The 21,547-nt window shown below is 68.4% G+C and carries 23 protein-coding genes and 1 tRNA gene; 11 read left to right on the forward strand and 13 right to left on the reverse strand.

Going from position 1 to position 21,547, the window contains the following annotated elements:
- Positions 1-37: 37 nt before the first annotated feature.
- The 4 genes from DVW87_RS18070 to DVW87_RS08790 all read right to left on the reverse strand — a co-directional run bounded on the left by DVW87_RS18070 (position 38) and on the right by DVW87_RS08790 (position 2,344).
- Positions 38-196, reverse strand: coding sequence for a GFA family protein (locus tag DVW87_RS18070; RefSeq protein WP_181814783.1), 159 nt, complete (start codon positions 194-196; stop codon positions 38-40).
- A gap of 104 nt (positions 197-300) precedes the next feature.
- Positions 301-981 (reverse strand): thiamine phosphate synthase, encoded by a 681-nt coding sequence (thiE, locus tag DVW87_RS08780; protein WP_114687421.1) that lies wholly within the window; start codon positions 979-981, stop codon positions 301-303.
- An 83-nt stretch (positions 982-1,064) separates the two neighbouring features.
- Positions 1,065-1,433: a putative quinol monooxygenase gene (locus tag DVW87_RS08785; RefSeq protein WP_239017832.1), complete on the reverse strand. Its 369-nt coding sequence runs from the start codon at positions 1,431-1,433 to the stop codon at positions 1,065-1,067.
- Between the two features lie 2 nt (positions 1,434-1,435).
- Positions 1,436-2,344 (reverse strand): class I fructose-bisphosphate aldolase, encoded by a 909-nt coding sequence (locus DVW87_RS08790; protein ID WP_114687422.1) that lies wholly within the window; start codon positions 2,342-2,344, stop codon positions 1,436-1,438.
- A 140-nt stretch (positions 2,345-2,484) separates the two neighbouring features.
- Here DVW87_RS08790 and DVW87_RS08795 point away from each other — a divergent pair, with 140 nt between their 5' ends.
- Positions 2,485-2,937, forward strand: coding sequence for a TlpA family protein disulfide reductase (locus DVW87_RS08795; RefSeq protein ID WP_114687423.1), 453 nt, complete (start codon positions 2,485-2,487; stop codon positions 2,935-2,937).
- On the opposite strand, the gene DVW87_RS08800 is transcribed toward DVW87_RS08795, so the two are convergent.
- The 3 genes from DVW87_RS08800 to gap form a co-directional block, all read right to left on the reverse strand.
- Positions 2,934-4,121 carry a phosphoglycerate kinase gene (locus DVW87_RS08800; protein ID WP_114687424.1) on the reverse strand — a complete coding sequence of 396 codons (1,188 nt, stop codon included), beginning with the start codon at positions 4,119-4,121 and terminating at the stop codon, positions 2,934-2,936. The genes DVW87_RS08795 and DVW87_RS08800 overlap by 4 nt on opposite strands.
- A gap of 17 nt (positions 4,122-4,138) precedes the next feature.
- On the reverse strand, positions 4,139-4,549 hold the full coding sequence (locus DVW87_RS08805) for an MOSC domain-containing protein (RefSeq protein WP_181814831.1): 411 nt from the start codon (positions 4,547-4,549) through the stop codon (positions 4,139-4,141).
- 67 nt (positions 4,550-4,616) lie between these two features.
- Positions 4,617-5,624, reverse strand: coding sequence for a type I glyceraldehyde-3-phosphate dehydrogenase (gene gap / locus DVW87_RS08810; RefSeq protein WP_114687426.1), 1,008 nt, complete (start codon positions 5,622-5,624; stop codon positions 4,617-4,619).
- Positions 5,625-5,874: 250 nt separating this feature from the next.
- Here gap and DVW87_RS08815 point away from each other — a divergent pair, with 250 nt between their 5' ends.
- From DVW87_RS08815 to DVW87_RS08830, 4 genes are all read left to right on the forward strand, one after another.
- Positions 5,875-6,057 (forward strand): hypothetical protein, encoded by a 183-nt coding sequence (locus DVW87_RS08815; protein WP_114687427.1) that lies wholly within the window; start codon positions 5,875-5,877, stop codon positions 6,055-6,057.
- Positions 6,057-6,392: a cell division protein ZapA gene (locus DVW87_RS08820; RefSeq protein WP_114687428.1), complete on the forward strand. Its 336-nt coding sequence runs from the start codon at positions 6,057-6,059 to the stop codon at positions 6,390-6,392. The genes DVW87_RS08815 and DVW87_RS08820 overlap by 1 nt, the downstream gene beginning before the upstream one ends.
- 179 nt (positions 6,393-6,571) lie before the next feature.
- A complete protein-coding gene (locus DVW87_RS08825; protein WP_181814784.1) occupies positions 6,572-7,114 on the forward strand; it encodes a 5-formyltetrahydrofolate cyclo-ligase in 543 nt (180 codons plus the stop codon).
- Positions 7,111-7,323: a DUF2842 domain-containing protein gene (locus tag DVW87_RS08830; protein ID WP_114687429.1), complete on the forward strand. Its 213-nt coding sequence runs from the start codon at positions 7,111-7,113 to the stop codon at positions 7,321-7,323. Before DVW87_RS08825 ends, DVW87_RS08830 begins: the two co-directional genes overlap by 4 nt.
- Before the next feature lie 83 nt (positions 7,324-7,406).
- Here DVW87_RS08830 and DVW87_RS08835 read toward each other — a convergent pair.
- Both DVW87_RS08835 and DVW87_RS08840 read right to left on the reverse strand, forming a co-directional pair.
- Positions 7,407-7,483 (reverse strand) — tRNA-Asp (locus tag DVW87_RS08835).
- A gap of 22 nt (positions 7,484-7,505) precedes the next feature.
- Positions 7,506-8,717, reverse strand: a complete 1,212-nt coding sequence (locus DVW87_RS08840; protein ID WP_114687430.1) for an AI-2E family transporter — start codon at positions 8,715-8,717, stop codon at positions 7,506-7,508.
- Between the two features lie 57 nt (positions 8,718-8,774).
- Between DVW87_RS08840 and DVW87_RS08845 the strand changes: the two genes are divergently transcribed.
- On the forward strand, positions 8,775-10,235 hold the full coding sequence (locus DVW87_RS08845; protein WP_114687431.1) for an FGGY family carbohydrate kinase: 1,461 nt from the start codon (positions 8,775-8,777) through the stop codon (positions 10,233-10,235).
- A gap of 6 nt (positions 10,236-10,241) precedes the next feature.
- On the opposite strand, the gene DVW87_RS08850 is transcribed toward DVW87_RS08845, so the two are convergent.
- A complete protein-coding gene (locus DVW87_RS08850) occupies positions 10,242-12,008 on the reverse strand; it encodes a class I adenylate-forming enzyme family protein (protein WP_114687432.1) in 1,767 nt (588 codons plus the stop codon).
- Positions 12,009-12,114: 106 nt separating this feature from the next.
- Here DVW87_RS08850 and DVW87_RS08855 point away from each other — a divergent pair, with 106 nt between their 5' ends.
- The 5 genes from DVW87_RS08855 to DVW87_RS08875 all read left to right on the forward strand — a co-directional run bounded on the left by DVW87_RS08855 (position 12,115) and on the right by DVW87_RS08875 (position 18,716).
- Positions 12,115-13,338, forward strand: a complete 1,224-nt coding sequence (locus DVW87_RS08855; RefSeq protein ID WP_114687433.1) for a serine hydrolase domain-containing protein — start codon at positions 12,115-12,117, stop codon at positions 13,336-13,338.
- Between the two features lie 13 nt (positions 13,339-13,351).
- Positions 13,352-15,379: a 3-hydroxyacyl-CoA dehydrogenase NAD-binding domain-containing protein gene (locus tag DVW87_RS08860; RefSeq protein ID WP_114687434.1), complete on the forward strand. Its 2,028-nt coding sequence runs from the start codon at positions 13,352-13,354 to the stop codon at positions 15,377-15,379.
- 10 nt (positions 15,380-15,389) lie between these two features.
- A complete protein-coding gene (locus DVW87_RS08865; protein WP_114688155.1) occupies positions 15,390-16,577 on the forward strand; it encodes an acyl-CoA dehydrogenase family protein in 1,188 nt (395 codons plus the stop codon).
- Positions 16,578-16,687: 110 nt separating this feature from the next.
- Positions 16,688-17,815 (forward strand): acyl-CoA dehydrogenase family protein, encoded by a 1,128-nt coding sequence (locus DVW87_RS08870; protein WP_114687435.1) that lies wholly within the window; start codon positions 16,688-16,690, stop codon positions 17,813-17,815.
- Between the two features lie 4 nt (positions 17,816-17,819).
- Entirely contained in the window at positions 17,820-18,716 is an 897-nt protein-coding gene (locus DVW87_RS08875; RefSeq protein ID WP_114687436.1) for an acyl-CoA thioesterase, read from the forward strand.
- Here DVW87_RS08875 and DVW87_RS08880 read toward each other — a convergent pair.
- The 3 genes from DVW87_RS08880 to DVW87_RS08890 are packed head-to-tail and all read right to left on the reverse strand — an operon-like array spanning position 18,710 to position 21,545.
- Positions 18,710-19,918: a TonB family protein gene (locus DVW87_RS08880; RefSeq protein ID WP_114687437.1), complete on the reverse strand. Its 1,209-nt coding sequence runs from the start codon at positions 19,916-19,918 to the stop codon at positions 18,710-18,712. The genes DVW87_RS08875 and DVW87_RS08880 overlap by 7 nt on opposite strands.
- 52 nt (positions 19,919-19,970) lie before the next feature.
- Positions 19,971-20,768, reverse strand: coding sequence for an SDR family NAD(P)-dependent oxidoreductase (locus tag DVW87_RS08885; RefSeq protein ID WP_114687438.1), 798 nt, complete (start codon positions 20,766-20,768; stop codon positions 19,971-19,973).
- A 12-nt stretch (positions 20,769-20,780) separates the two neighbouring features.
- The gene (locus DVW87_RS08890) at positions 20,781-21,545 is read right to left on the reverse strand and encodes an SDR family oxidoreductase (protein WP_114687439.1); all 765 of its coding nucleotides are present in this window, start codon (positions 21,543-21,545) and stop codon (positions 20,781-20,783) included.
- Positions 21,546-21,547 lie beyond the last annotated feature (2 nt).

Consider the following 21,547-nt stretch of genomic DNA (forward strand, 5'->3'; position numbering starts at 1 on the left):
TCTCCACTCGATCCGCATCGAAGGCGAAACGGCTGGATCAGCCCGTTGTTTCCTCGCCGGAACGGTTCGGCAGCGTGTGGAGGGCCGGAACGCCCTCAGGCAGCACGATCCAGGGGTGCTCGGAGCGAACGAAATAATGCACGCGGGGCACCAGCCTTTCCGCCCGGTCCAGCGTGCCCGCACGCAAGAACCGCACGCCCTCGCCCGTCGTGCGATGATCCGCCGGCAGTCCCCGCAGGGATGGCATTCTACGACATTCGGCCGCCATGTGACCGGTAGCGGACGCGCCGCCTTCGCGGATCAGCCCAGCAGTTCGGCAAAGGCGCGCACGGCGCTTGCTTCGTCGCCGCTCCACACCGCGCCCGACACCGCGAGGAAATCCGCACCGGCGGCGACCAAAGGGGCGGCGTTGGCCGGCGTGATGCCGCCAATCGCCACGCAGGGCACCTCGAACAGGGTGGTCCACCAGCTCAGGATCACCGGCTCGGGCCGATGTCGCACTTCCTTGGTGGTCGTCGGATAGAAGGAACCGAACGCGACATAATCCGCGCCCGCCTCGCCCGCTTCCATCGCGAGGTGGCGGCTGTCGTGGCAGGTCACGCCGATCTGCGCATCCGGACCCAGCGCCGCGCGCGCTTCGCGGGGATCGCCGTCGTCCTGCCCCAGATGCACCCCGTCCGCCCCGAGCCGCTTGGCAAGGCCGATCGAGTCGTTGACCAGAAACGCCACGTCGCGATCGCTGCAGATGCGCTGCAAGGGTTCGGCCAGCGCCGCCGCCCGGTGCTGGTCCACGTCCTTCACCCGGAACTGGAACGCCGCCACGGGTCCCGCATCCAGCGCGCGGGCAAGGCGGTCCGGGAAGCCCCCGCCGACGTCCAGCGGCGAGATGAGGTAGAGCTGGCACGGCGGCCGCCGGTCGTCGCGCACGAACCGCGTCGCGAAACCGGGGTCGAGCGGGCCGAGCGGGTCTTCGATATCCATGACCCCGCAGGTAGCGCTCCGGCCGGGGGCGGTCGAGAGGTTCTCGCGTACGGCCAACGTCGGTGCGGTGGGCCGTTGCCGACCTAGCGAACGCCCGCGACCGGCCGTGTCTCCGCCAGGGGCTCGAAGCTGGCGATCAGCGGCCGCCCGCGGACGATGGCATCGCGTACGGCCGGCAGCTGGAGCGAGGCGGCGTGCGCCTCGCGCGTCCGCCAGATTTCGGTAACGAGGATCGCATCGGGGTCGGCGAGATCCTCCGCGACCACATAGGACAGGCAGCCCGGCATCGCGCCCGTACCCTCGGCCAGGATCGCGATCAGCGCCGCGCGCCGGCCCGGCAGCGCGCGGATGCGCCCCACCATGCCGTACAGCGGCTCCGCCGCCGCCGCGGGGCCGGTCACCGTCAGCGCCGCCGCTCCCGCGACAACGGCCCGCCGGGTGACCGGCGCCACGCTTACTGCTCGCCCTTGTAGATCGAAACGAGCTTGTCGAGCATCGCCAGCGCTTCGCCGCGCTCGCGCTGGAAGGTGTTGCGGCCGATGATCGAGCCATTGCCGCCGCCGTCGCGAACGTCGATCGCGTCCTGGTACACCGCGTCCGCGCCCTTCGCCGCGCCGCCCGAGAACACCACGATGCGGCGGCCGTTGAAGCAGCTCTGCACCACGTGGCGCACGCGGTCGGACTGGCTGGACCAGTCATGGCCCTCATAGGCCTTCTGCGCTTCGGCCTGCTCGATATGGTCGGTGGGCAGCTTCACCTTGATGATGTGCGCGCCCAGCAGCGCCGCCATGTGCGCGGCATAGGCGCCCACGTCGAGCGCCAGCTCGCCATCCTTGGTCAGCTTGCCGCCGCGCGGGTAGGACCAGATCACGGTGGCGATGCCGACGGCCTTCGCCTCGGCCGACATCTCGCGAATCTCGTTCATCGCATCGAAGATGCCGTCCGAGCCCGGATAGATGGTGAAGCCGATCGCCGAGCAGCCGAGCCGCAGCGCGTCGTCCACCGTGCCGGTGATCGCCTGGGAAATGCTGGTCGCCCAGCTGTTCGACGAATTGACCTTGAGGATGGTCGGGATCTGGCCCGCAAAGGTGTCGGCACCCGCCTCGATCATGCCGAGCGGCGCGGCATAGGCGGAAAGGCCGGCGTCGATCGCCAGCTGGTAATGATAGTGCGGGTCATAGGCCGCAGGGTTCACCGCGAAGCTGCGCGCCGGGCCGTGTTCGAAGCCCTGGTCCACCGGCAGGATGATGAGCTTGCCCGTGCCGCCCAGCTTGCCCTGCATCAGGATGCGGGCGAGGTTCGCCTTCACGCCGGGGTTGTCGGACTCGTAGTTCGCGAGAATGGCCTTCACGATCGGCGTCATCTGATCCCCCTTGCGGCAGCTATGTTGTGGCAGGCTGATAGCCAGCCCCGCCGTTCGCCGCAACGCCCGTCACCACAATCGTGCCGCAATGCAGCAGGCCGCTTGCGCCCGCTTCGTCGCCGCGCGAAGATCGCGGCGTGATGAGGTGGACCGCCCTGCTCCTCGCGCTTGCCGCTCCGGCGCTGGGCGCGCCTGTCGCCCCGCCGCTCCGCCTGACGCTGTCCGACGGCACCCGGCTGTCGCTTGCCGATCTGCGCGGCCAGGTGGTGGTGCTGAACTTCTGGGCAACCTGGTGCGGGCCGTGCAAGCGGGAAGTGCCGCTGCTCAACGCCGCGTACGCAGCCCATCGTGCGCAGGGCCTGCGCGTGATCGGCATCGCGCTCGACCCCGCGCGCACCGGTCGCGGCCGGTGGATCTCGCCCTGGATCCGCTACCCGCAGGCGCGCGAGCTGCAGGGCGCCTATCCGCTGCGGGGCGGCGTTCCGACCAGCTACGTTCTCGCGCGCAACGGCAGGATCGCGCACGTGCAGGGCGGCGCCTTCACGCGGGACGAGCTGGAGCGGGTGGTGCGCCCGCTCCTTGTCGCTCATTAAGCGGTCAGCGCCCTGACCCCGGGGAGTTCCCGCCCTTCCATCCACTCCAGAAAGGCGCCGCCGGCGGTGGAGATGAAGGTGAAATCGCCCGACACGCCGGCCTGATTGAGCGCCGCCACCGTGTCGCCGCCGCCGGCCACGGAGACGAGGCTGCCGTCGCGGGTCAGCGCCGCGGCGGTCTTGGCGAGAGCCACCGTGGCCACGTCGAACGGCGGCGTCTCGAAGGCACCGAGCGGACCGTTCCACAGCAGCGTGCGACAATTCTTCAGCACATCGCCCAGCGCTTCCACCGCCGCCGGGCCGATGTCGAGGATCATCTCGTCGGCCTGCACTTCGTGCACGTTCACGGTGCGCGTCGGCGGGTTGGGCCGGAACTCCGTGGCCACCACCACGTCATAGGGAAGGTGGATCGTGCAGTTCGCCCGCTCGGCCGCCTCGAAGATCTCGTTGGCGGTGCCGGTCAGGTCATGCTCGCACAGCGACTTGCCGACATTCACCCCGCGCGCGGCGAGGAAGGTGTTGGCCATGCCGCCGCCGATGATGAGGTGATCGACCTGCGCGACGAGGTGTTTCAGCACGTCGAGCTTGGTGGAGACCTTCGCGCCGCCGACCACGGCGGCCACGGGATGTTCCGGCGAGCCGAGCGCCTTGTCCAACGCGTCCAGCTCCGCCTCCATCTGGCGCCCGGCAAAGGCCGGCAGCTTGTGCGCGAGTCCCTCGGTCGAGGCATGCGCACGGTGCGCCGCGGAGAACGCATCGTTGACGTAGAAGTCGCCCAGCCTGGCAAAGCGATCAACCACTTGCGGGTCGTTCTTCTCCTCGCCGCCGAAGAAGCGCGTGTTCTCCAGCACGGCGATGTCGCCCGCCTTCAACGTCGCCACGGCGGCTTCGTCGCCCTCCCAGTCGACATAGCGGACCGGGCGGCCGAGCACGTTTTCGTAGGGGCGCACGATCTGCGCCAGGGAGAATTCCGGCGAAGGCGCCTTGGGGCGTCCGAAATGCGCGAGGATCAGCACGATCGCACCGCGATCCGCCAGTTCGGTGACGGTGGGGATCGTCGCGCGCAGCCGGGTGTCGTCGGTCACCGCGCCATCCGCCATCGGCACGTTCAGATCCTCGCGGACCAGCACGCGCTTGCCCGAAACCTCGCCGATATCGTCCAGCGTCCTGAAGCTGCGTGCCACCTGTCCGTCTCCCTTCGTCAGTTCAGTTCCACCGTGATCGGGTCACCCAGTCGAAGGATGCCGCCGGCCACGACCCGCGAGCAGACGCCGCCCCGCCAATCGGGCGTCAGCGCCGCCATCAGCCCGGGCAGCACCGTTTCCATCCGGCTGCACGGGTCGCATTCGACCGTCACCCGCAGCACCACGTCCGCCCCGATGCGGAGCAGGGCGCCGGGCACCTGCGGCAGATCGAGCCCGTCCACCAGCAGGTTCACGCGCCGCTCCTGCCAGGGCGCGACCGCGCCCAGTTCGGCCAGGGCGGACTGCCAGTCGCCACGCTCCATCAGCGTGACCTGCCGCCGCCCCCTGCCGCCCGGCTTCACCGCGCCGCGGAAGTCGCCATGGAGGCCGCCCTCGACCGTCACCGCGACCTCATCGAGCACTTCCATCGCGGCCTTCGGGAAGGCGTGCCGGGCGATGCCGGCCAGCACGCCCCCGTTCAGCACCGCAAGGTCATCAGATCAGCTTCGCCATCGCGGCGGCGGTGTCCACCATCCGGTTGGAGAAGCCCCATTCGTTGTCGTACCAGCTGACCACGCGCACCAGCTTGCCGTCGATCACCGCCGTTTCCAGGCTGTCCACGGTGGAGGAGAACGGCGTGTGCACGATGTCCACCGAGACGAGCGGCTCGTCCGAGAAGTGCAGCACGCCCTGCATCGCGCCTTCCGCCGCATCCTTCAGGAGCTGGTTCACTTCTTCCTTGGTGGTGTCGCGCTTCGGCGTGAAGGTCAGGTCGACCAGGCTGCCGTCCGGCACCGGCACGCGAACGGCCGACCCGTCCAGCCGCCCCTTCAGCTCCGGCAGCACCTCGCCCACAGCGCGCGCCGCGCCGGTGGTGGTCGGGATCATGCTCATCGCCGCAGCGCGGGCGCGACGCAGGTCCGGGTGGATCTGGTCAAGGATCTTCTGGTCGTTGGTATAGGCGTGAATGGTGGTCATCAGGCCGCGCTCGATGCCGATCGCGTCGTTCAGCACCTTGGCGACCGGGGCCAGGCAGTTGGTGGTGCAGCTGGCATTGGACACGATCGTGTGCTCGGCCGACAGCTTGTCGTCGTTGACGCCGAACACCACCGTCAGGTCCACGTTCTTGCCCGGCGCGGAGATCAGCACCTTCCTGGCGCCCGCATCGAGATGCTTCTGGCAGCTCGCCCGGTCGGTGAAGAAACCGGTGCACTCCAGCACCAGGTCCACCTCATTCGCCTTGTGCGGCAGGTTGGCCGGGTCCCGCTCGGCCGTGACGTGGATACGCTTGCCGTCGATCACCAGGTCGTTGCCCTCGGCCGCAACGGTGCCCGGATACTTGCCGTGCACCGAATCGCGGCTGAACAGCCAGGCGTTCGACTTGGCGTCCGCCAGGTCGTTGATCGTCACCAGCTCCAGCCCGCAGTCCGGACGCTCCAGGATGGCGCGCGCGACAAGGCGGCCGATGCGCCCGAAACCGTTGATCGCAACCTTCACAGCCATGACGATGATTCTCCTCTATGCCCTTGTTATTGCCCGCCCCTCGCCCGAGTACCGAGCGCAGGGCCGCATGAAGCGGGCGAGGCGTTCGGCGGCGGGCATCCGAGTTCCTGGCAGCGGCCCGGCCCCCGCGTGACCCGCGGACAACAGGGCGATCGATACAATGCCCGCGGCTTTTGCGGCTGCGAAGATGATCCGTCAACCGCGGGTGAAACACGCTTGTCGCGCCGGCCAGCCATGCTATCGGCAAGGTATGGCAGACGAGCCCCTCTCCGCCGCCGATCGCATCGAACAGGCGCTCGCCCGGATCGAGGCGGCCGCACGGGCCAGGGCCGCGGACAGCGCCGCCCTTGCCGCCCGCCACTCGGCATTGCGGCAGCGCATGGCGGAGGCGGTGGCCGCGCTGGACGACGTGCTGGCGCGAGGCAATGGCTGATGGCCGACGTGACGCTCACCATCGGCGGACGGCCGCGCACCGTCGCCTGTCGCGACGGCGAGGAAGCCCATCTTCAGCATCTCGGCGCCATGGTGGATCGCTACTGGTCCACCGCCCAGCGCGCCTCGGGCGGGCTGAACAACGAACGTACCTTTCTGCTGCTGGCCTTGCTGCTCGCCGACTCGCTCGACGATGCGCAGCGCAACCCGCCGATGGGCGGGCTCAGCGAAGCGGGGCTGCTGCGCCTGGCCGAGCGGCTGGAGGATCTCGCATCCACCCTTGAGCGGTCGGGCCCTGAACAGTCGGGACTTGAGCAATCGGGACCCAGCGCCTAGATTGCCGGTGGCGGGTACTGCCAGGTGCGAGCCTTCGAGCATCCCTGAGGCTATTCATCATCCAAGGGGGCTGTCCCTGTTAGGATCCTGGTCCGAAGCACATGGTCCCCACCTGACGTTTTGGGCGTCAGTGGATCTTCTGGCAAACGGCCATGGCGGTCCCGCCACCGCTCTCCATCATGGATAAGAAGGCCCTGCGGGCGCGCCTGCGCGGGCTGCGCGACGCCTTCGTGGCGGAACACCGCCCCTCGCTCGCGGCTCCTGCGGCCTTTCTCCGCCGCCTGCAGCCTGGCCTCGTGATCGCCAGCTACATGCCCCTGGGCAGCGAGGCGGACCCCGCCCCCCTCGTCCGCGCCGCGCTCGCGGCCGGGTGCACGATCGCCCTGCCCCATGTGGTCGATCGCGCCACGCCGATCCGCTTCGTTGCCTGGCAGCAAGGCGCGGCGCTCGTCGCCGGGCCGTTCGGCTTGTCGCAGCCGGGCGCCGAGGCCGGCACGGTAGCGCCGGACATCATCCTCACGCCCCTTCTCGGCTTCGATCGCGCGGGCAACCGGCTGGGCCAGGGCGCAGGCCATTACGACCGGGCGTTCGTCGCCCACCCCGATGCATGGCGTGTGGGGTTGGCCTGGTCCGTCCAGGAGGTGCCCGCACTTCCCGCCGATCCCTGGGACGTGCCGCTGCACGCCCTTCTTACCGAACGCGAATGGATTGCCCTGTCATGACCCCAAGCTGGCGCAAGCCCGTCGGAATGCTGATATTGCTCGCCCTGATCGCGATCTGGGTGGTGCTGGTCGCCAGCCTCTCGCCGATCGTCGGCGGATGGCACTGGCTGCTGCAGCTCGGCTTCTACCTTGTCGCGGGCGTGGTCTGGCTCTGGCTGATGCCGATGCGCCGGCTGCTGTTGTGGATGGAAACGGGGCGCTGGCGCTGACCGGCGCCGCAGTTTTTCCGAACGACCATTTTCTGTAACAGCAATCGCTTATGGGCCATTCCTGCGTACCGAAAGGCAGGGAATGGCGCGAGTGACGGGGCTCGAACCCGCGACCTCCGGCGTGACAGGCCGGCGCTCTAACCAACTGAGCTACACCCGCTGAAAGCGTTGAGGCGCGCCAACTAGGCGACGCCTCCGGGGGTGTCAACAGCGCCGGGCGAAATTTCCTGCGATACCCGCGAACCGCCCCGGTGCTGCTGGGTCAGCGTACCGTGTTCGAACAGGAATCCGGCGATGTCCGGCTTGCCCGCGGCACGTGCAACCGTCTGCAGGATGATGAGCAGCGGCACCGCCAGCACGGCGCCCGCCGTTCCCCACACCCAGCCCCAGAAGCTCAGCGAAATGAGGATCAGCACCGGGTTGATCGTCAGGCGATGGCCCACGATCAGCGGCGTGAACACGTTCGCCTCGACGAGGTGGCAGCCGACCATGATCGCCGCGGGAGCCAGCGCGATCCACACGTCGGTGAAGGTCATCAACCCGCCGATCGCCAGCAGCAGGGCCGCCACGATCGGTCCGAAATACGGCACATAGTTGAGGAGCGCCGCGATGCCGCCCCACATCAGCGGATACGGCATGCCGAGCATCCACAGCGCAAAGGCGATAATGCCGCCCAGCGTGAGATTGATCGCGGTGATGGTGCCGAGATAGGCGGAAACGTCGTCCACCACGTTCTGGATCACACGGGCGGTCGCCATCGCGCCGCCGAAACTCGCGCGATTGCTGATCGTCTCGCGCCGCATCCGGGTCCAGTGCGAGAGAAAGAAATAAACCACCAGCACACCGAACACGACCTGCACGATCGCGGTCGGCGCGGAGGTCGCGGCCAGTTCCAGGATGGAGCTTGGCGGGGCGACGGCGGCGCTCGTCTGCTTGGGCACAGGACCGGAGGCGAGGTGCCGGATCGTGCGGTTCACGTACTTCTCCAGGCTCGAATACAGGTCGAGCAGCGGCTGGAGGTTGGACTGGATGCGATCGAGCCGCTCCGGCAGCAGGCGGAAGAACTCGGTCGCCGGAACGATGATCGCCGCCAGCGCGATGTTCGCCGCGATCAGGAACAGCAGCACGCAGATCAAGGCGGCAAGCGGCGACGGCACGCGATTGCGCTCCAGCCATTCGAGCACCGGCACCAGGGCAATGGCGATGACCAGCGAGATGGTGGTCGGCAGGAAGAACTCGGCACCGGATTTCAGCGCGAACGGCAGGCCGACCACCAGGCCGATGCCGGCGATCAGCGTCAGTGCGGCGAGCAGGCGATCGCGGCGAATGGCCACCCGCGCCTCCTCGTCGGACACTGCGACAATCTCTCCCAAGGTCTCGTTCCGATCCGCCACGCTGTCCTCCTGCCCGCGATCCTAGCGCGCGCACCTCATCGCGGCTAGCATCGCGCCATGGGAGAGTTGCTGCTGGTTCTGGACGAGGGCACCACCTCGACGCGCGCGATGCTATTCGCCCCGGACGGGCGCTGTTGCGGTTGTGCGCAGGAGGCGATCACGCAGCATCACCCCGGGCCGGGGCTGGTCGAGCATGATGCGGCGGAGATCTGGCGCAAGACGCATCGGGTCGCCTCGGCCATGGTGCGGCAGGCAGGTGGCGGCGCGCGGATCGCCGCGATCGGCATCGCCAACCAGCGCGAGACGGTGGTGTTCTGGGATCGTGTGTCCGGCGAGCCGCTGGCTCCGGCGCTGGTATGGCAGGACCGGCGGACGGCCGAGCTGTGCCGTGCGCTCAGGGAAGACGGGCACGAGCCCGCGATGCAGGCCAAGACCGGGCTGCTGCTGGACCCCTATTTTTCCGCCTCCAAGATCGCCTGGGCGATGCGGAACTGGCCGCAACTGGCGGAAGCCGGGGATCGCCTGGCGATCGGCACGGTGGAAAGCTGGCTGGTGTGGAAGCTGACCGGCGGCCTGCACGTCACCGATGCCACCAACGCCAGCCGGACGGGGCTGATGGCGATCGCCAGCGGTGCGTGGGACGATGCGCTGCTCGACCTGTTCGACGTGCCCCGCCAGGCCCTGCCGGAGATCGTCGATTGCGCAGGGCCGTTCGGCGAAACGCACGCTTTCGGCGATCCCATCGCGATCTGCGGGCTGGCCGGGGACCAACAGGCGGCGACGATCGGCCAAACCTGCCTCTCGCCGGGCGAAAGCAAGGCGACGTTCGGCACCGGCGCCTTCATCCTCACGCAATATGGCGCGCGCGTTCCCACCTCCCGCCACCGCCTGCTGTCCACCGTCGCCTGGCAACTTTCCGGGCGGCGGGCCTATGCGCTGGAAGGTTCGGTGTTCGTCGCGGGCAGCCTGGTGCAATGGCTGCGCGACTCGCTGGGCCTGATCGGCAGCGCGGCCGAGACGGAAGCGCTCGCCCGCTCGGTACCGGACAGCGGCGGGGTGATGCTCGTCCCCGCCCTGGCGGGTCTCGGCGCGCCGTGGTGGGCGCCGGAGGCGAAAGCGGCGCTCACCGGACTTACCTTCGCTTCCGGCAAGGCCCATCTGGTGCGCGCGGCGCTGGAGGCGATGGCCAATCAGACACACGACCTGAAGACCGCCTTTGCCGCCGATGGTGCCGACTGGCACAGGCTGCGCATCGATGGCGGCATGGTCGCCAACGACTGGATGGCGCAGGACCTTGCGGACCTGCTCGACATTCCGGTGGAACGGCCCGCCTTTATCGAGACCACGGCGCTGGGCGCGGCCATGCTGGCGGGGCTAGGCGCGGGCCTGTTCGCCGATCTGGAGGAGGCTGCCGGCATGCGAGGACCGGTCGAGACCTTCCTCCCCAGCCTGGAAGCGAACCGCCGCGAAACCCGTCTTGCCGACTGGGCCCGAGCAGTCCGCTCGGTGATCGACTGATACGCCTCAGGCCGCCGCTTCCAGCCGGTCGTCGAACAGGCCTTTCAGATCCTTTTTCAGGATCTTGCCGTTGGCGTTGCGCGGCAGGGTCTCGTGCACGAAGCGGATCGCCACCGGCACCTTGAAGCCGGCCAGACGCTCGCGCACCCAGGCCTGCAACTCGGCTTCGCTCGCCTCGCTGCCGGGCGCCAGGTGCACCACGGCAGCGGGCTCCTCGCCCAGCGTGCGATGCGGCAGGCCGATCAGCGCGGCGTCGGTGACGGCGGGATGCTCGTACAGCGCATTCTCCACTTCCACCGAATAGATGTTCTCGCCGCCGCGGATGATCATGTCCTTGGCCCGGTCCACGATGTAGAGGAAGCCTTCCTCGTCGATCCGCGCCAGATCGCCGGTGCGCACCCACCCGTCCAGGAAGGTCGCCGCGGTCGCTTCCGGCTTGTTCCAATAGCCTTTCACGATCATCGGCCCCTTGGCGTAGAGTTCGCCCACCTCGCCCCGGGGCAGCTCGGTCACGCCATCGTCGGCCAGGATGCGGATGTCGGCGACGGGCACGGCCGGCCCCGCCGAAGACGGCCGGTTGAGGTAGTCCTCGCTGGAATGGCTGGTGACGGTGGCCATGGTTTCCGTCATCCCCCAGCCGTTGCCGGGCAGCGCGCCGAACTCCTCGTGAATGCGCTTCACCAGTTCGGGTGCGGCCGGCGCGCCGCCATAAGCGATCGCCTCGATGCTGGAGAGATCGTATTTCGCGCGGTCGGGATGCTCGATCAGCTGCCAGGCGATGGTGGGCACGCCGCCGGTGATGTTCACCCGCTCGCGCTCGATGATCTCCATTGCCTGCACCGTGTCCCACTTGCGCATGAAAACGAGCGTGTTGCCGGCCGCCATGGTGCCCATCAGGTTGGCGCTGCATGCCGTGACGTGGAACAGCGGAATGACCGTCAGCGCCTTGCGCGGCTGCGGCTCGGGCGGCAGTTCGCCGCGGCGCAGGAACGACCGCGCGGCCGCATAGCCGCCCGACAGGATGTTGGTCGCCAAGTTGCGATGGGTGCCCAGCGCGCCCTTCGGCGCTCCGGTGGTGCCGCTGGTGTAGAAGATCGTCGCATCGTCGTCGGGGCCGACCGCCACCTCCGGCAGGCCCTTATCGGCAAGGTCCGCCCATTCCGACGGCCGGCCAATGATCGCCTCCAGGGCCGAGAACCGTCCTTCCAGCGGAGCGCTGCCGCGGGCGACGAGAACGCGCTCCACCCCCGGCAGTGCGGCGCCGTGCTCGGCCAGTCGCTGGCAGCGTTCGGCATCGACGATCAGGATCTTGGCGCCCGAGTCGCTGATGCCGTATTCCAGTTCCGGCGCGGTCCACCAGGCGTTGAGCGGCACCAGGATGGCGCCGATCGACACCGCCGCGAAGAACGCCACCGGCCATTCGTTGAGGTTGCGCATGGCCAGCGCCACCCGGTCACCCTTGGCGACACCCATCGCCTGCAACGCCCGGGCCAGCACGGCGGTGGCGCGGAAATTCGCCTCGAAGGTGACCCGGTCGTCCTCCAGGATGGTGAACTCCCGCTGGCCCCAGGCGCGCGAAGCATGGAGCAGCTGCGCGAGGTTGGCCGGCGCGTTCTTCCATACCTTTGTCGGCACGCCGCGGATCGGGATCGTCTCGATCTCGAACTTCTGGCCGGGCGCCGTCATCGCCGCCTCGATCTGCGGCAACGTCATCCTGGGCCAGGCGGGATCGAGCGCGACGAGCGGCTGGGTGTCCACGGCGAGTCTCTCCATGTTTCGGGTTTCGGTTATCCCGATTTCCGGTGCAGGTTAGTGTTGATTTGCGCGTTGCTCAAGGCAATAGAGGAACGGGTTTCGAATTAGAGGTATGGGACAGCACATGCAGACCGTCGATCCGCTCGGGCTTGGCTTCGATCCCGAACGCCTCGCCCGCATCGATGCGTTTCTCGCGGATCGCTATGTCGCCTCCGGCAAGCTGCCGCACACGCAATTGCTCATCGGACGCGACGATCAGGTGGCGCATTTCAGCAGCAACGGCCGCGCGCGCGAGGATGGCGAGGCGCAGGTTTCCGGGGAGTCGCTGTTCCGCATCGCCTCCATGACGAAGCCGATCACCTCGCTGGCCTTCATGATGCTGGTGGAGGACGCCGCCGTGGCGCTCGACACGCCGGTTCATCATGTCCTGCCGGAGTTCAAGAAGCTCGGCGTCTACAACGGCGGCGGCGCGGGCGTGCCGTTCATGACGAGGCCGACCGCCGAGCCGATGCGCATGGTGGACCTGCTGCGCCACACCGCCGGCCTCACCTACGGTTTCCAGAACCGCTCCAATGTCGATGCCGCCTATCGCGAGAAGAAGCTGGAAAGCTGGCACGGCAACCTGACGCTGGACGAGTTCGTCGCCGCGCTGGCGGACATCCCGCTGGAATTCTCGCCGGGCGAGGCATGGAATTACTCGGTCGCCACCGACGTGCTCGGCGCGGTGATCCAGCGGGTGGCCGGCATGCCGCTGGACGAGTTCTTCAGCACCCGCATCTTCCAGCCGCTGGGCATGAACGACACCTTCTTCCAGGTGCCGGAGGAGAAGGTCGACCGGCTGACCGATTGCTGGACCATGGCGCCGGGCAAGGGCCGCATCCTCTACGATCGCGGGGCAGCGAGCGCCTGGTCGCGTGCGCCGAAGCTGCTGTCGGGCGGCGGCGGCCTCGTCTCCACCGCGCGGGACTATCACCGCTTCTGCCGGCTCTGCCTCCATCGCGGCGAGCTCGACGGCGTCCGTCTCGTCGGGCGCAAGACGATCGAGCTGATGACCATGAACCATCTGCCCGGAAAGTCGGACCTGTCGAGCATGTCGCGCTCGCTGTTCAGCGAGACACAGAATGGCGGCACCGGTTTCGGCCTGGGCTTTGCGGTGACGGACGACGTCGCCCGCTCGATGATCCCGGGCAGCCCGGGCGAATATTATTGGGGCGGCATGTTCTCCACCGCGTTCTTCATCGATCCGGTGGAGCGCATCACCATGGTGTTCATGACGCAGCTCAGCCCTTCCATGCTTTACCCCATCCGCCGCGAACTCAAGACGCTGATCTACTCGGCGCTCGTCTGACCAGGAGAGACACATGACCTCCCCCATCCGCACCGAACGGCACGGCGACGTGCTCGTCATCGTTTCCGACAATCCGCCGGTGAATGCACTGGGCGCGGCCGTCCGCGCCGGGCTGGACGCCGGCATCAAGGAAGCCGCGGGGGATGCCAGCATCGCCGCCGTGGTCATCCGCTGCGACGGGCGCACCTTCTTCGCGGGCGCCGACATCACCGAGTTCGGCAAGCCGATGCGCGGCCCGGGCCTGGGCGAAGTGATCGACACCATCGAGGCTTGCGGCAAGCCGGTGGTCGCCGCGATCCACGGCACTGCCCTGGGCGGCGGGTGCGAGGTCGCGCTCGGCTGTCACTACCGCATCGCGGTGCCTTCCGCGAAGCTCGGCACGCCCGAGGTGAAGCTCGGCCTGCTGCCCGGCGCGGGCGGCACGCAGCGCCTGCCGCGCCTCGCCGGCGTGGCGCTCGCGCTGGAGATGACCGCCACTGGCAATCCGATCTCGGCGAAGAAGGCGCAGGAGGCCGGCCTTGTCGATCGGCTGGCCGGGGAGGACTCGCTGGAAGCCGATGCCCTCGCCTTTGCCAAGGAGGTCGCCGGCCATCGCCCGATCCCCCGCGCCTCCGAGCGCACCGTTGCCGCCGATCGGGAAGCGGTGGAAGCGTTCAGGAAAGCGAACGCCCGCAAGTTCCGCGGCTTCGACGCCCCCGCCGCGAACATCGCCTGCGTCGAGAAGGCCTCCTCCGGCGCGACCTTTGCCGAGGGCATCGCGTTCGAGCGCGAGCAGTTCACCAAGCTGATGGGCGGCACGCAATCCGCCGCGCAACGCCACCTGTTCTTCGCCGAACGTCAGGCGGCCAAGGTGGACGACATTCCGGAGGGCACGCAGCTTCGCCCGATCAAGCGCGTCGGCGTGATCGGTGCCGGCACGATGGGCGGCGGCATCTCGATGAACTTCCTGCAGGCGGGCATCCCCGTCACCATCGTGGAGACCGCGCAGGAAGCGCTCGACCGCGGCACCGGCACGATCCGCAAGAACTACGAAGCATCGGCGGCCAAGGGCCGGTTCCAGCCCGAGCAGGTCGAGGCGATGATGGGCGCGCTCACCCCCACCCTTTCGCTGGACGATCTCAAGGAATGCGACCTCATCATCGAGGCGGTCTACGAGAACATGGACGTCAAGAAGGAGCTGTTCACGAAGCTCGACGCCATTGCCAAGCCCGGCGCGATCCTCGCCTCCAACACATCCTACCTCAACATCGACGAGATGGCCGCCGTCACCTCGCGCCCTGGCGACGTGATCGGCACCCACTTCTTCTCGCCCGCTAACGTGATGAAGCTCCTGGAAGTGGTCCGCGGCGCGCAGACCGCACCGGACGTGCTCGCCACGGTGATGGCGCTCGCCAAGCCGATCGGCAAGGTCGCGGTGGTCTCGGGCGTGTGCCCCGGCTTCATCGGCAACCGCATGCTCTCGCAGCGCCAGCAAGCGGCGAACGCCATGCTGATGCAGGGGGCCGATCCGGAGCAGATCGACCGCGTGCTGGTGGAGTTCGGCATGCCGATGGGGCCGTTCCAGATGGGCGATCTCGCCGGCGTCGATATCGGCTGGCACCGCGATCCGAACCGGATCGAGAGCATCCGCGACGCGCTCGCCGCGCGCGGCCGCTGGGGCCAGAAGACCAAGAAGGGCTGGTACGATTACGACGACAAGCGCAACCCCACGCCGTCGCCGGAGGTGAAGGAGATCATCGAGGATTTCCGCTCGCGATCCAACCTCCAGCGCCGCACCTTCACCGATGAGGAAATCCTCGCCGCCACGCTCTATCCGATGGTGAACGAGGGCGCGAAGATCCTCGACGAAGGCATGGCGCAGCGCGCGTCGGACATCGATGTGGTGTGGATCTACGGCTATGGCTGGCCGGTCTATCGCGGCGGCCCGATGTTCTGGGCGAACACCGTCGGCCTGGACAAGGTCGTCGCCGGGCTTGACGCCAACGACGTGCCGGTCGCGCCGATGCTCCGCCGCAAGGCCGAAGCGGGCGAGAAGTTCTGAGGGGATGACGATGACCGATCTCGACACCTTCCGCGCCGAAACCCGCGCCTGGCTGGAGGAGAACGTGCCCGCCTCCATGCGCGAGCCCGTCCGATCCGATAGCGACGCCAATTGGGGTGGGCGCAAGGCGGATTACTCGAAGAACCCCGATCAGAAGCTCTACATGGACCGAATGGCCAGCCGCGGCTGGACGGTGCCGGATTGGCCCAAGGCCTATGGTGGCGGCGGCCTGTCGCCCGCGGAATCCAAGGTCCTGCGCGAAGAGATGGGGCGAATAACCGCCCGCAACCCGCTCAACTCGTTCGGTATTTCCATGCTCGGACCGGCGCTGCTGAAATACGGCACGGAGGAGCAGAAGCTCGAGCACCTGCCCAGAATCGCGCGCGGCGAGATCCGCTGGTGCCAGGGCTATTCGGAGCCGAACGCCGGCTCCGATCTGGCGGGCTTGCAGACTTCGGCCGAAGACGCGGGCGACCATTATATCGTCAACGGCCAGAAGGTCTGGACTTCCTACGCCGACAAGGCCGACTGGATCTTCTGCCTCGTCCGCACGGACAAGACGAGGAAGCAGGGCGGCATCAGCTTCGTCCTGTTCGACATGGACTCGCCCGGCGTCTCGACCAAGCCGATCCTCCTCATCAGCGGCTATTCGCCCTTCTGCGAAACCTTCTTCGACAATGTGAAGGTGCCCAAGGCCAACCTCATCTACGAGGAGAACAAGGGCTGGGACGTCGCCAAATACCTGCTCGGCCACGAGCGCGAGATGATCTCGGGCATGGGTCTGGCCGGCCCCGGCGGCAACCCGCTGATCGACGGCGCCGTCGCCACGATCGGTCTGGACGAGAGCGGTCGGCTTGCCGATCCGATCCTGCGCGCCGAGCTCGCGTTGTTCGAGGTTCGCGCAAAGGCGTTCGGCGCCATGTCCGAGCGGTTCATCGATGAACTGAAAGCCGGTCAGGCGCACCCCGCGCAGCCCAGCATGATGAAATATTACGGGACGGAGCTGAACAAGGCGCGCAACGAGTTGGTCATGGCGGCCGGCGGCTCGGACGCGCTGGAATGGGAAAGCGAGCGGTCGGGCGGGGGCGGCAAGGCGCGCGCCTGGCTCCGCACGAAGGCGAACTCGATCGAGGGCGGCACCAGCGAAGTGCAGCTCAACATCATCGCCAAGCGCATCCTCGACCTGCCGAGCGCGTAGCCACACCCGTCACCCCGGCTGGTGCCGGGGTCCATTTTTCCACCAGCGTGTCGCCTGCGAGACGCGGTGGACCCTGGCACAAGGCCGGGGTGACGCACAGGAACAACCCCATGCCCCTCTACCTCAACGACGAACAGACCATGCTCCGCGACACCGCGCGCGATTTCGTCGCCGATGCCGCCCCCGTTCGTCACCTGCGCGAGCTTCGCGACAGCAAGAACCCCGACGGGTTCAGCCGCGACCTGTGGAAGCAGTTCGCGGAAATGGGCTTCACCGGCATCCTGATCGGCGAGGATCAGGGCGGCCTGGGTCTGGGCCATGTCGAGGCCGGCGTGGTGCTGGAGGAGATCGGCCGCAACCTCACCCCCTCCCCCTTTCTCGCCACGGCCGTGGCCGCGGTGGAGGCGCTCAAGGGCAGCGCGCAGGCCGAGCGACGCTTTCCCGGCATCCTTTCGGGCGAGACGATCGCCGCCCTCGCTCTCGATGAGGGCGCCAAGTTCCGCGACACCGTCGGCCTCAAGGCCGAGCGCTCCGGCAACGGGTTCAAGCTCACCGGCACCAAGCAGTTCGTCACCCACGGCCATGTCGCCGATTTCCTGATCGTCTCGGCCCGCACCGCGGGCGCGGCGGCCGACGCGGAGGGCGTCACCCTGTTCGCGATCGACAAGGGCGCGGCCGGCCTCTCCGCGGAGGCCGAGCGGCTGGCCGACTCGAGCGTCGCCGCGCGCCTCACGCTCGAGGGCGTCGAAGTCGACGCCGACGCGGTGATCGGCGAGGTGGATGGCGGGCGCGGCCTGCTCGATCGGCTGCTTGCCGCTGGCCGTGCGGGCGCCTCGGCCGAGCTGCTCGGCGTCGGCGCCGGCGCGATGGACATGACCGTCGGCTACCTCAAGGAGCGCAAGCAGTTCGGCGTGACGATCGGCAGCTTCCAGGCGCTCCAGCATCGCGCCGCCCACCTCTATTCCGAGCTGGAGGTCGCGCGCGCCGCTGTCCTCAAGGCACAGCAACTGCTGGATGCGGCCGACCCGAAGGCCGACGAGGCGGTTCCCGTCGCCAAGGCGATGAGCAGCCTGGCCACGGCGCTCAGCGTGCAGGAAGGCGTGCAGATGCATGGCGGCATCGGCATGACCGACGAATATGACATCGGCTTCTACATGAAGCGCCACCGCGTGCTTGCCGAGATGTTCGGCGACGCGAACTACCACGCCGACAAGCTCGCGCGCGCCGCCGGATATTGAGGCGATGGACAAGCCCGATCCCACGCCCGAACAATTGACCCGGGGCCTGATCGACCTCCTCGACGTCGAGCAGCTGGATGTCGACCTGTTCCGCGGCGCACGGCTGCCCGGCGGACGGGGACGGGTGTTCGGCGGGCAGGTGATCGGGCAGGCGCTGCAGGCGGCGCAGCGCTCCACCGAGGGCAAGGACGCGCACTCGCTGCACGCCTATTTCATGCGCGCCGGCGACGATGCGCTGCCGATCCTGTTCCGCGTCGTGCGCGACTTCGACGGCAAGAGCTTCGCCACGCGGCGCGTGATCGCCACGCAGAACGGCCAGCCGATCCTCAATCTCGCCGCCAGCTTCCAGGTTCCCGAAGAAGGCTTTCACCATCAGGCCGAGATGCCGGCGAACATCCCGCCGCCCGAGGAGCTGAAGTCCGAAAAGGAACTGCGCGCCGAAGCCGCCGAGCAGTTGCCGGAAAAGCTGCGTTCCGCCTTTCTCCGCCGCTCGAACCCGATCGACGTGCGGCCGCTCTACCCACGCAGCTGGTTCCACCCGGTGAAGCGCGAGCCGGTGAACTATAGCTGGTTCCGCATCGTCTCGGCGGTGGGCGACGACCCGGCGCTGCACCGTGCGATCCTCGCTTACGCCAGCGACATGGCGCTGATGGCGACGAGCATGATGCCGCATGGCGTCAACTGGATGACGCCGGGCATGCAGTCCGCCAGCCTCGACCATGCCTTGTGGATTCACGAGCCGTTCCGCGCCGACGAATGGCTGCTCTATGCCACCGACAGCCCCTGGGCCGGCCATGCCCGGGGCATGAACCGGGGCCAGATCTTCACGCGCGACGGGCGGCTGGTCGCCAGCGTCGCGCAGGAAGGCCTGATCCGGCAGCGCCAGCCGAAGGATCAGTAGATCGGCGCGTCCGGCTCGATCGGCACCGGCTCGCCCGGCTGGTGCATCACGAAGCGTACCCGATCGATGCAACCGCTGGCGCCGACGGTGGAGGCGGCTTTCTGCATCGATTGGACCGTGCTGATCCCGGCGCGCCCGAAATCCTCGCTTGGTTCGGCGGCAAGCACCTTGGCGTTGCCGATCGCGCCCCAGGGCGCAACGTCGTAGGAGATCACCGCCCAGCCCTCGATCCCGCGACGGCGGTAATTGTCGGGGTAGGCAAGCCGGGGCGGTCGCACGCCCGGCGCCACCGCCTCGCATACGGGACTGTTCGTCGGGAACATGTCACGCGCCGGCATTTCGGGTGCGGGCATCGGGTCCGCGACTTTCCAATAGGGGTACAGACACCCCGTGCGCGCTTCCCGACCGAAACGGGACTGGCTGACGGCGCGCCGGGACGCGGCATCCAGCGGGGTGGAGCGCGAGCCCGCCGCCGTGCGCACGTTCACCGGCTTGCCCGACCTATCGATGTCGAACGCCACCATGCTCCACAGCGGGCGGCCCTGCTCGCCGGGCAGCGACCGGAAGTCCGGAAACGCGCGATTGAGGACCTGCAGTCGCGTCTTCGTGCAGGTGGCGCCTTCCGGCCGCACCCGGTCCCAGATGGCAGGCAGGCGCACGCTGTTCGTCGGAAACACCGTATAAGCCATTGCGAGCTCCACCGGCGCCTCGGCGATCGGCTGTCGCGTGACGTCGAACTGCACCGTGCAGTCCTGCCGCGCTGCGGGCGCGAAGCGGCTGGCGGCGAGCGCCGGGGCAAGATCGGGCGCCTCGTACAGCAAGGCGTCCGGCGCTGCCTTGATGCCCAGCGGTCGGCCGCCCGCATCCACCCGGAAGGTGAAGCGCACCGGCTTGCTGTTGCTCTGCGTTGTCCAGCTGAACGCCGGCAGCGGATTGGGCGCACGCACCGCGGCGACCGGGTTGCCACCGCAGTGCACGGCGCCCGCTCGCCAGATCGCCAGTGCGGGCAACGCCGGCGGATAGCGCGGCAGGATATGCGGCGCGGGCGGCGGGCCGGCCGACGGCGCCGCCGCTATCGGCGAAGGTGCGGGAGCAACCGGGGTCGGTGCCGGCGGCACCGGCGGGGGTGGCGTGGACTGCGCAACGGCGAGGCTGGAAAAGGCGACCGACGACCAACCAAGCAGCTTCCAGCGATCCCGCATGCGACCTCTCCTTGTGCCCCCCTTGTAACAGGAGAAAGGTGACAGGAAAGCGTCAGACGGCGGTCTTCCCATATTCCTGGCGGGTCACCGGGTGGCTGGACGAGAGCCCGCCGTCCACGGCGATCGCCTGGCCGTTGACGTAGCTCGCATCGTCGGAGGCGAGGAACAGCGCGACGCGCGCCAGCTCCTCCGGCTGCGCGCCGCGGCGCAGCGGGTTGAGCCGCCCTACCCGGTCCATCTTGCCCGCCTCTCGCGCGTAATCGAAGGTCGGCTTGGTCATGCCCGTCTCGGTCAGGCCGGGGCAGATCGCGTTCACGCGCACGTTGCTGCCCGACAATTGCTGCGCCGAAACCTGGGCGAGGTTGATGACGCCGGCCTTGCTCGCCGAATAGGCCGGCGAGCCCGCGCCCGAGCGGATACCGGCCACGCTGGCGGTCAGCACGATCGCGCCCCCGCCCCGTTCGGCGATGGGCGGCGCGCCGTGCTTGATCGCCAGGAACGGCCCGATCAGGTTCACGCGCAACACCTCTGCAATCAACGCCACGTCCGTATCGAAGATGTTGGCCATGCCGCCCGAAATGCCGGCATTGGCGAACAGCACGTCGAGTCCGCCGAACCGTTCTGCGGCGAGGCCGACCGTGCGCGTCACGTCCTCTTCGCTGCCCGCATCCATCCGGATGGCGACGGCCGTGCCGCCGGCGTCCGCGATCAGCTGTGCGGTCTCGTCCGCGCCCCCGGTCCTGTCGGCCACGACCACGCGGCCGCCCTCGGCGGCGAACTGCACCGCCGCCGCCCGGCCGATGCCGGAGCCTGCACCGGTGACGATGATCGACTTGCCCGCGAACCGCATGCTCTTCTCCGACTAGATCGTGACCCCGCCATCCACCACGATGGCTTGTCCGGTGACGTAGCGGCCGGCATCGGAAGCGAGGAACACCACCGCGCCGGCGATGTCGTCGGGCTCGCCCAGGCGGCGTAGCGGCGTGTGCTTGCTGGACCGCTCCTCGGCCTGCGGCGTGTCCCACAGCGCCCGCGCGAAGTCCGTCTTGATGAGGCCGGGCGCGATGCAGTTCACGCGCACATTGTCCGGCCCGTATTCCACCGCATAGTTGCGGGCCAGCTGGAAGTCCGCCGCCTTGGAGACGTTGTAGGCGCCGATCATCGGCGATCCGCGCAGGCCGCCGATCGAGGAGACGATGATGACCGCCCCGTCCTTCCGCTCGCGCATTTCCGGCACCACCATCTGGATCAGCCAGTGGTTGGACAGGATGTTGTTGTCGAGGATCTTGCGGAACTGTTCGTCCGCAATCCCCGCCATCGGCCCGTAATAGGGGTTGGACGCGGCGTTGCAGACCAGCACGTCGATCCGGCCGAACGCCGTTCGCGTCTGATCCACCAGGTTCTGCAGCGCCTCCTTCGAGGAGATGCTCGCCACCACGGCAATCGCCGTGCCCTCGCCATGGCGGGCGTTGATCTCCGCGGCTACCGCGTCGCAGGCGTCCTGCTTGCGGCTGGAGATGACCACCCTGGCGCCCTGCAACGCCATCTGCTCGGCCGCGGCCCGGCCGATGCCGCGCGACGATCCGGTGACGATGGCGACCTTGCCGGTCAGATCGAACAGCGACATTC

The organism is Sphingomonas aracearum, assembly GCF_003345355.1.
Lineage (GTDB): Bacteria > Pseudomonadota > Alphaproteobacteria > Sphingomonadales > Sphingomonadaceae > Sphingomonas > Sphingomonas aracearum.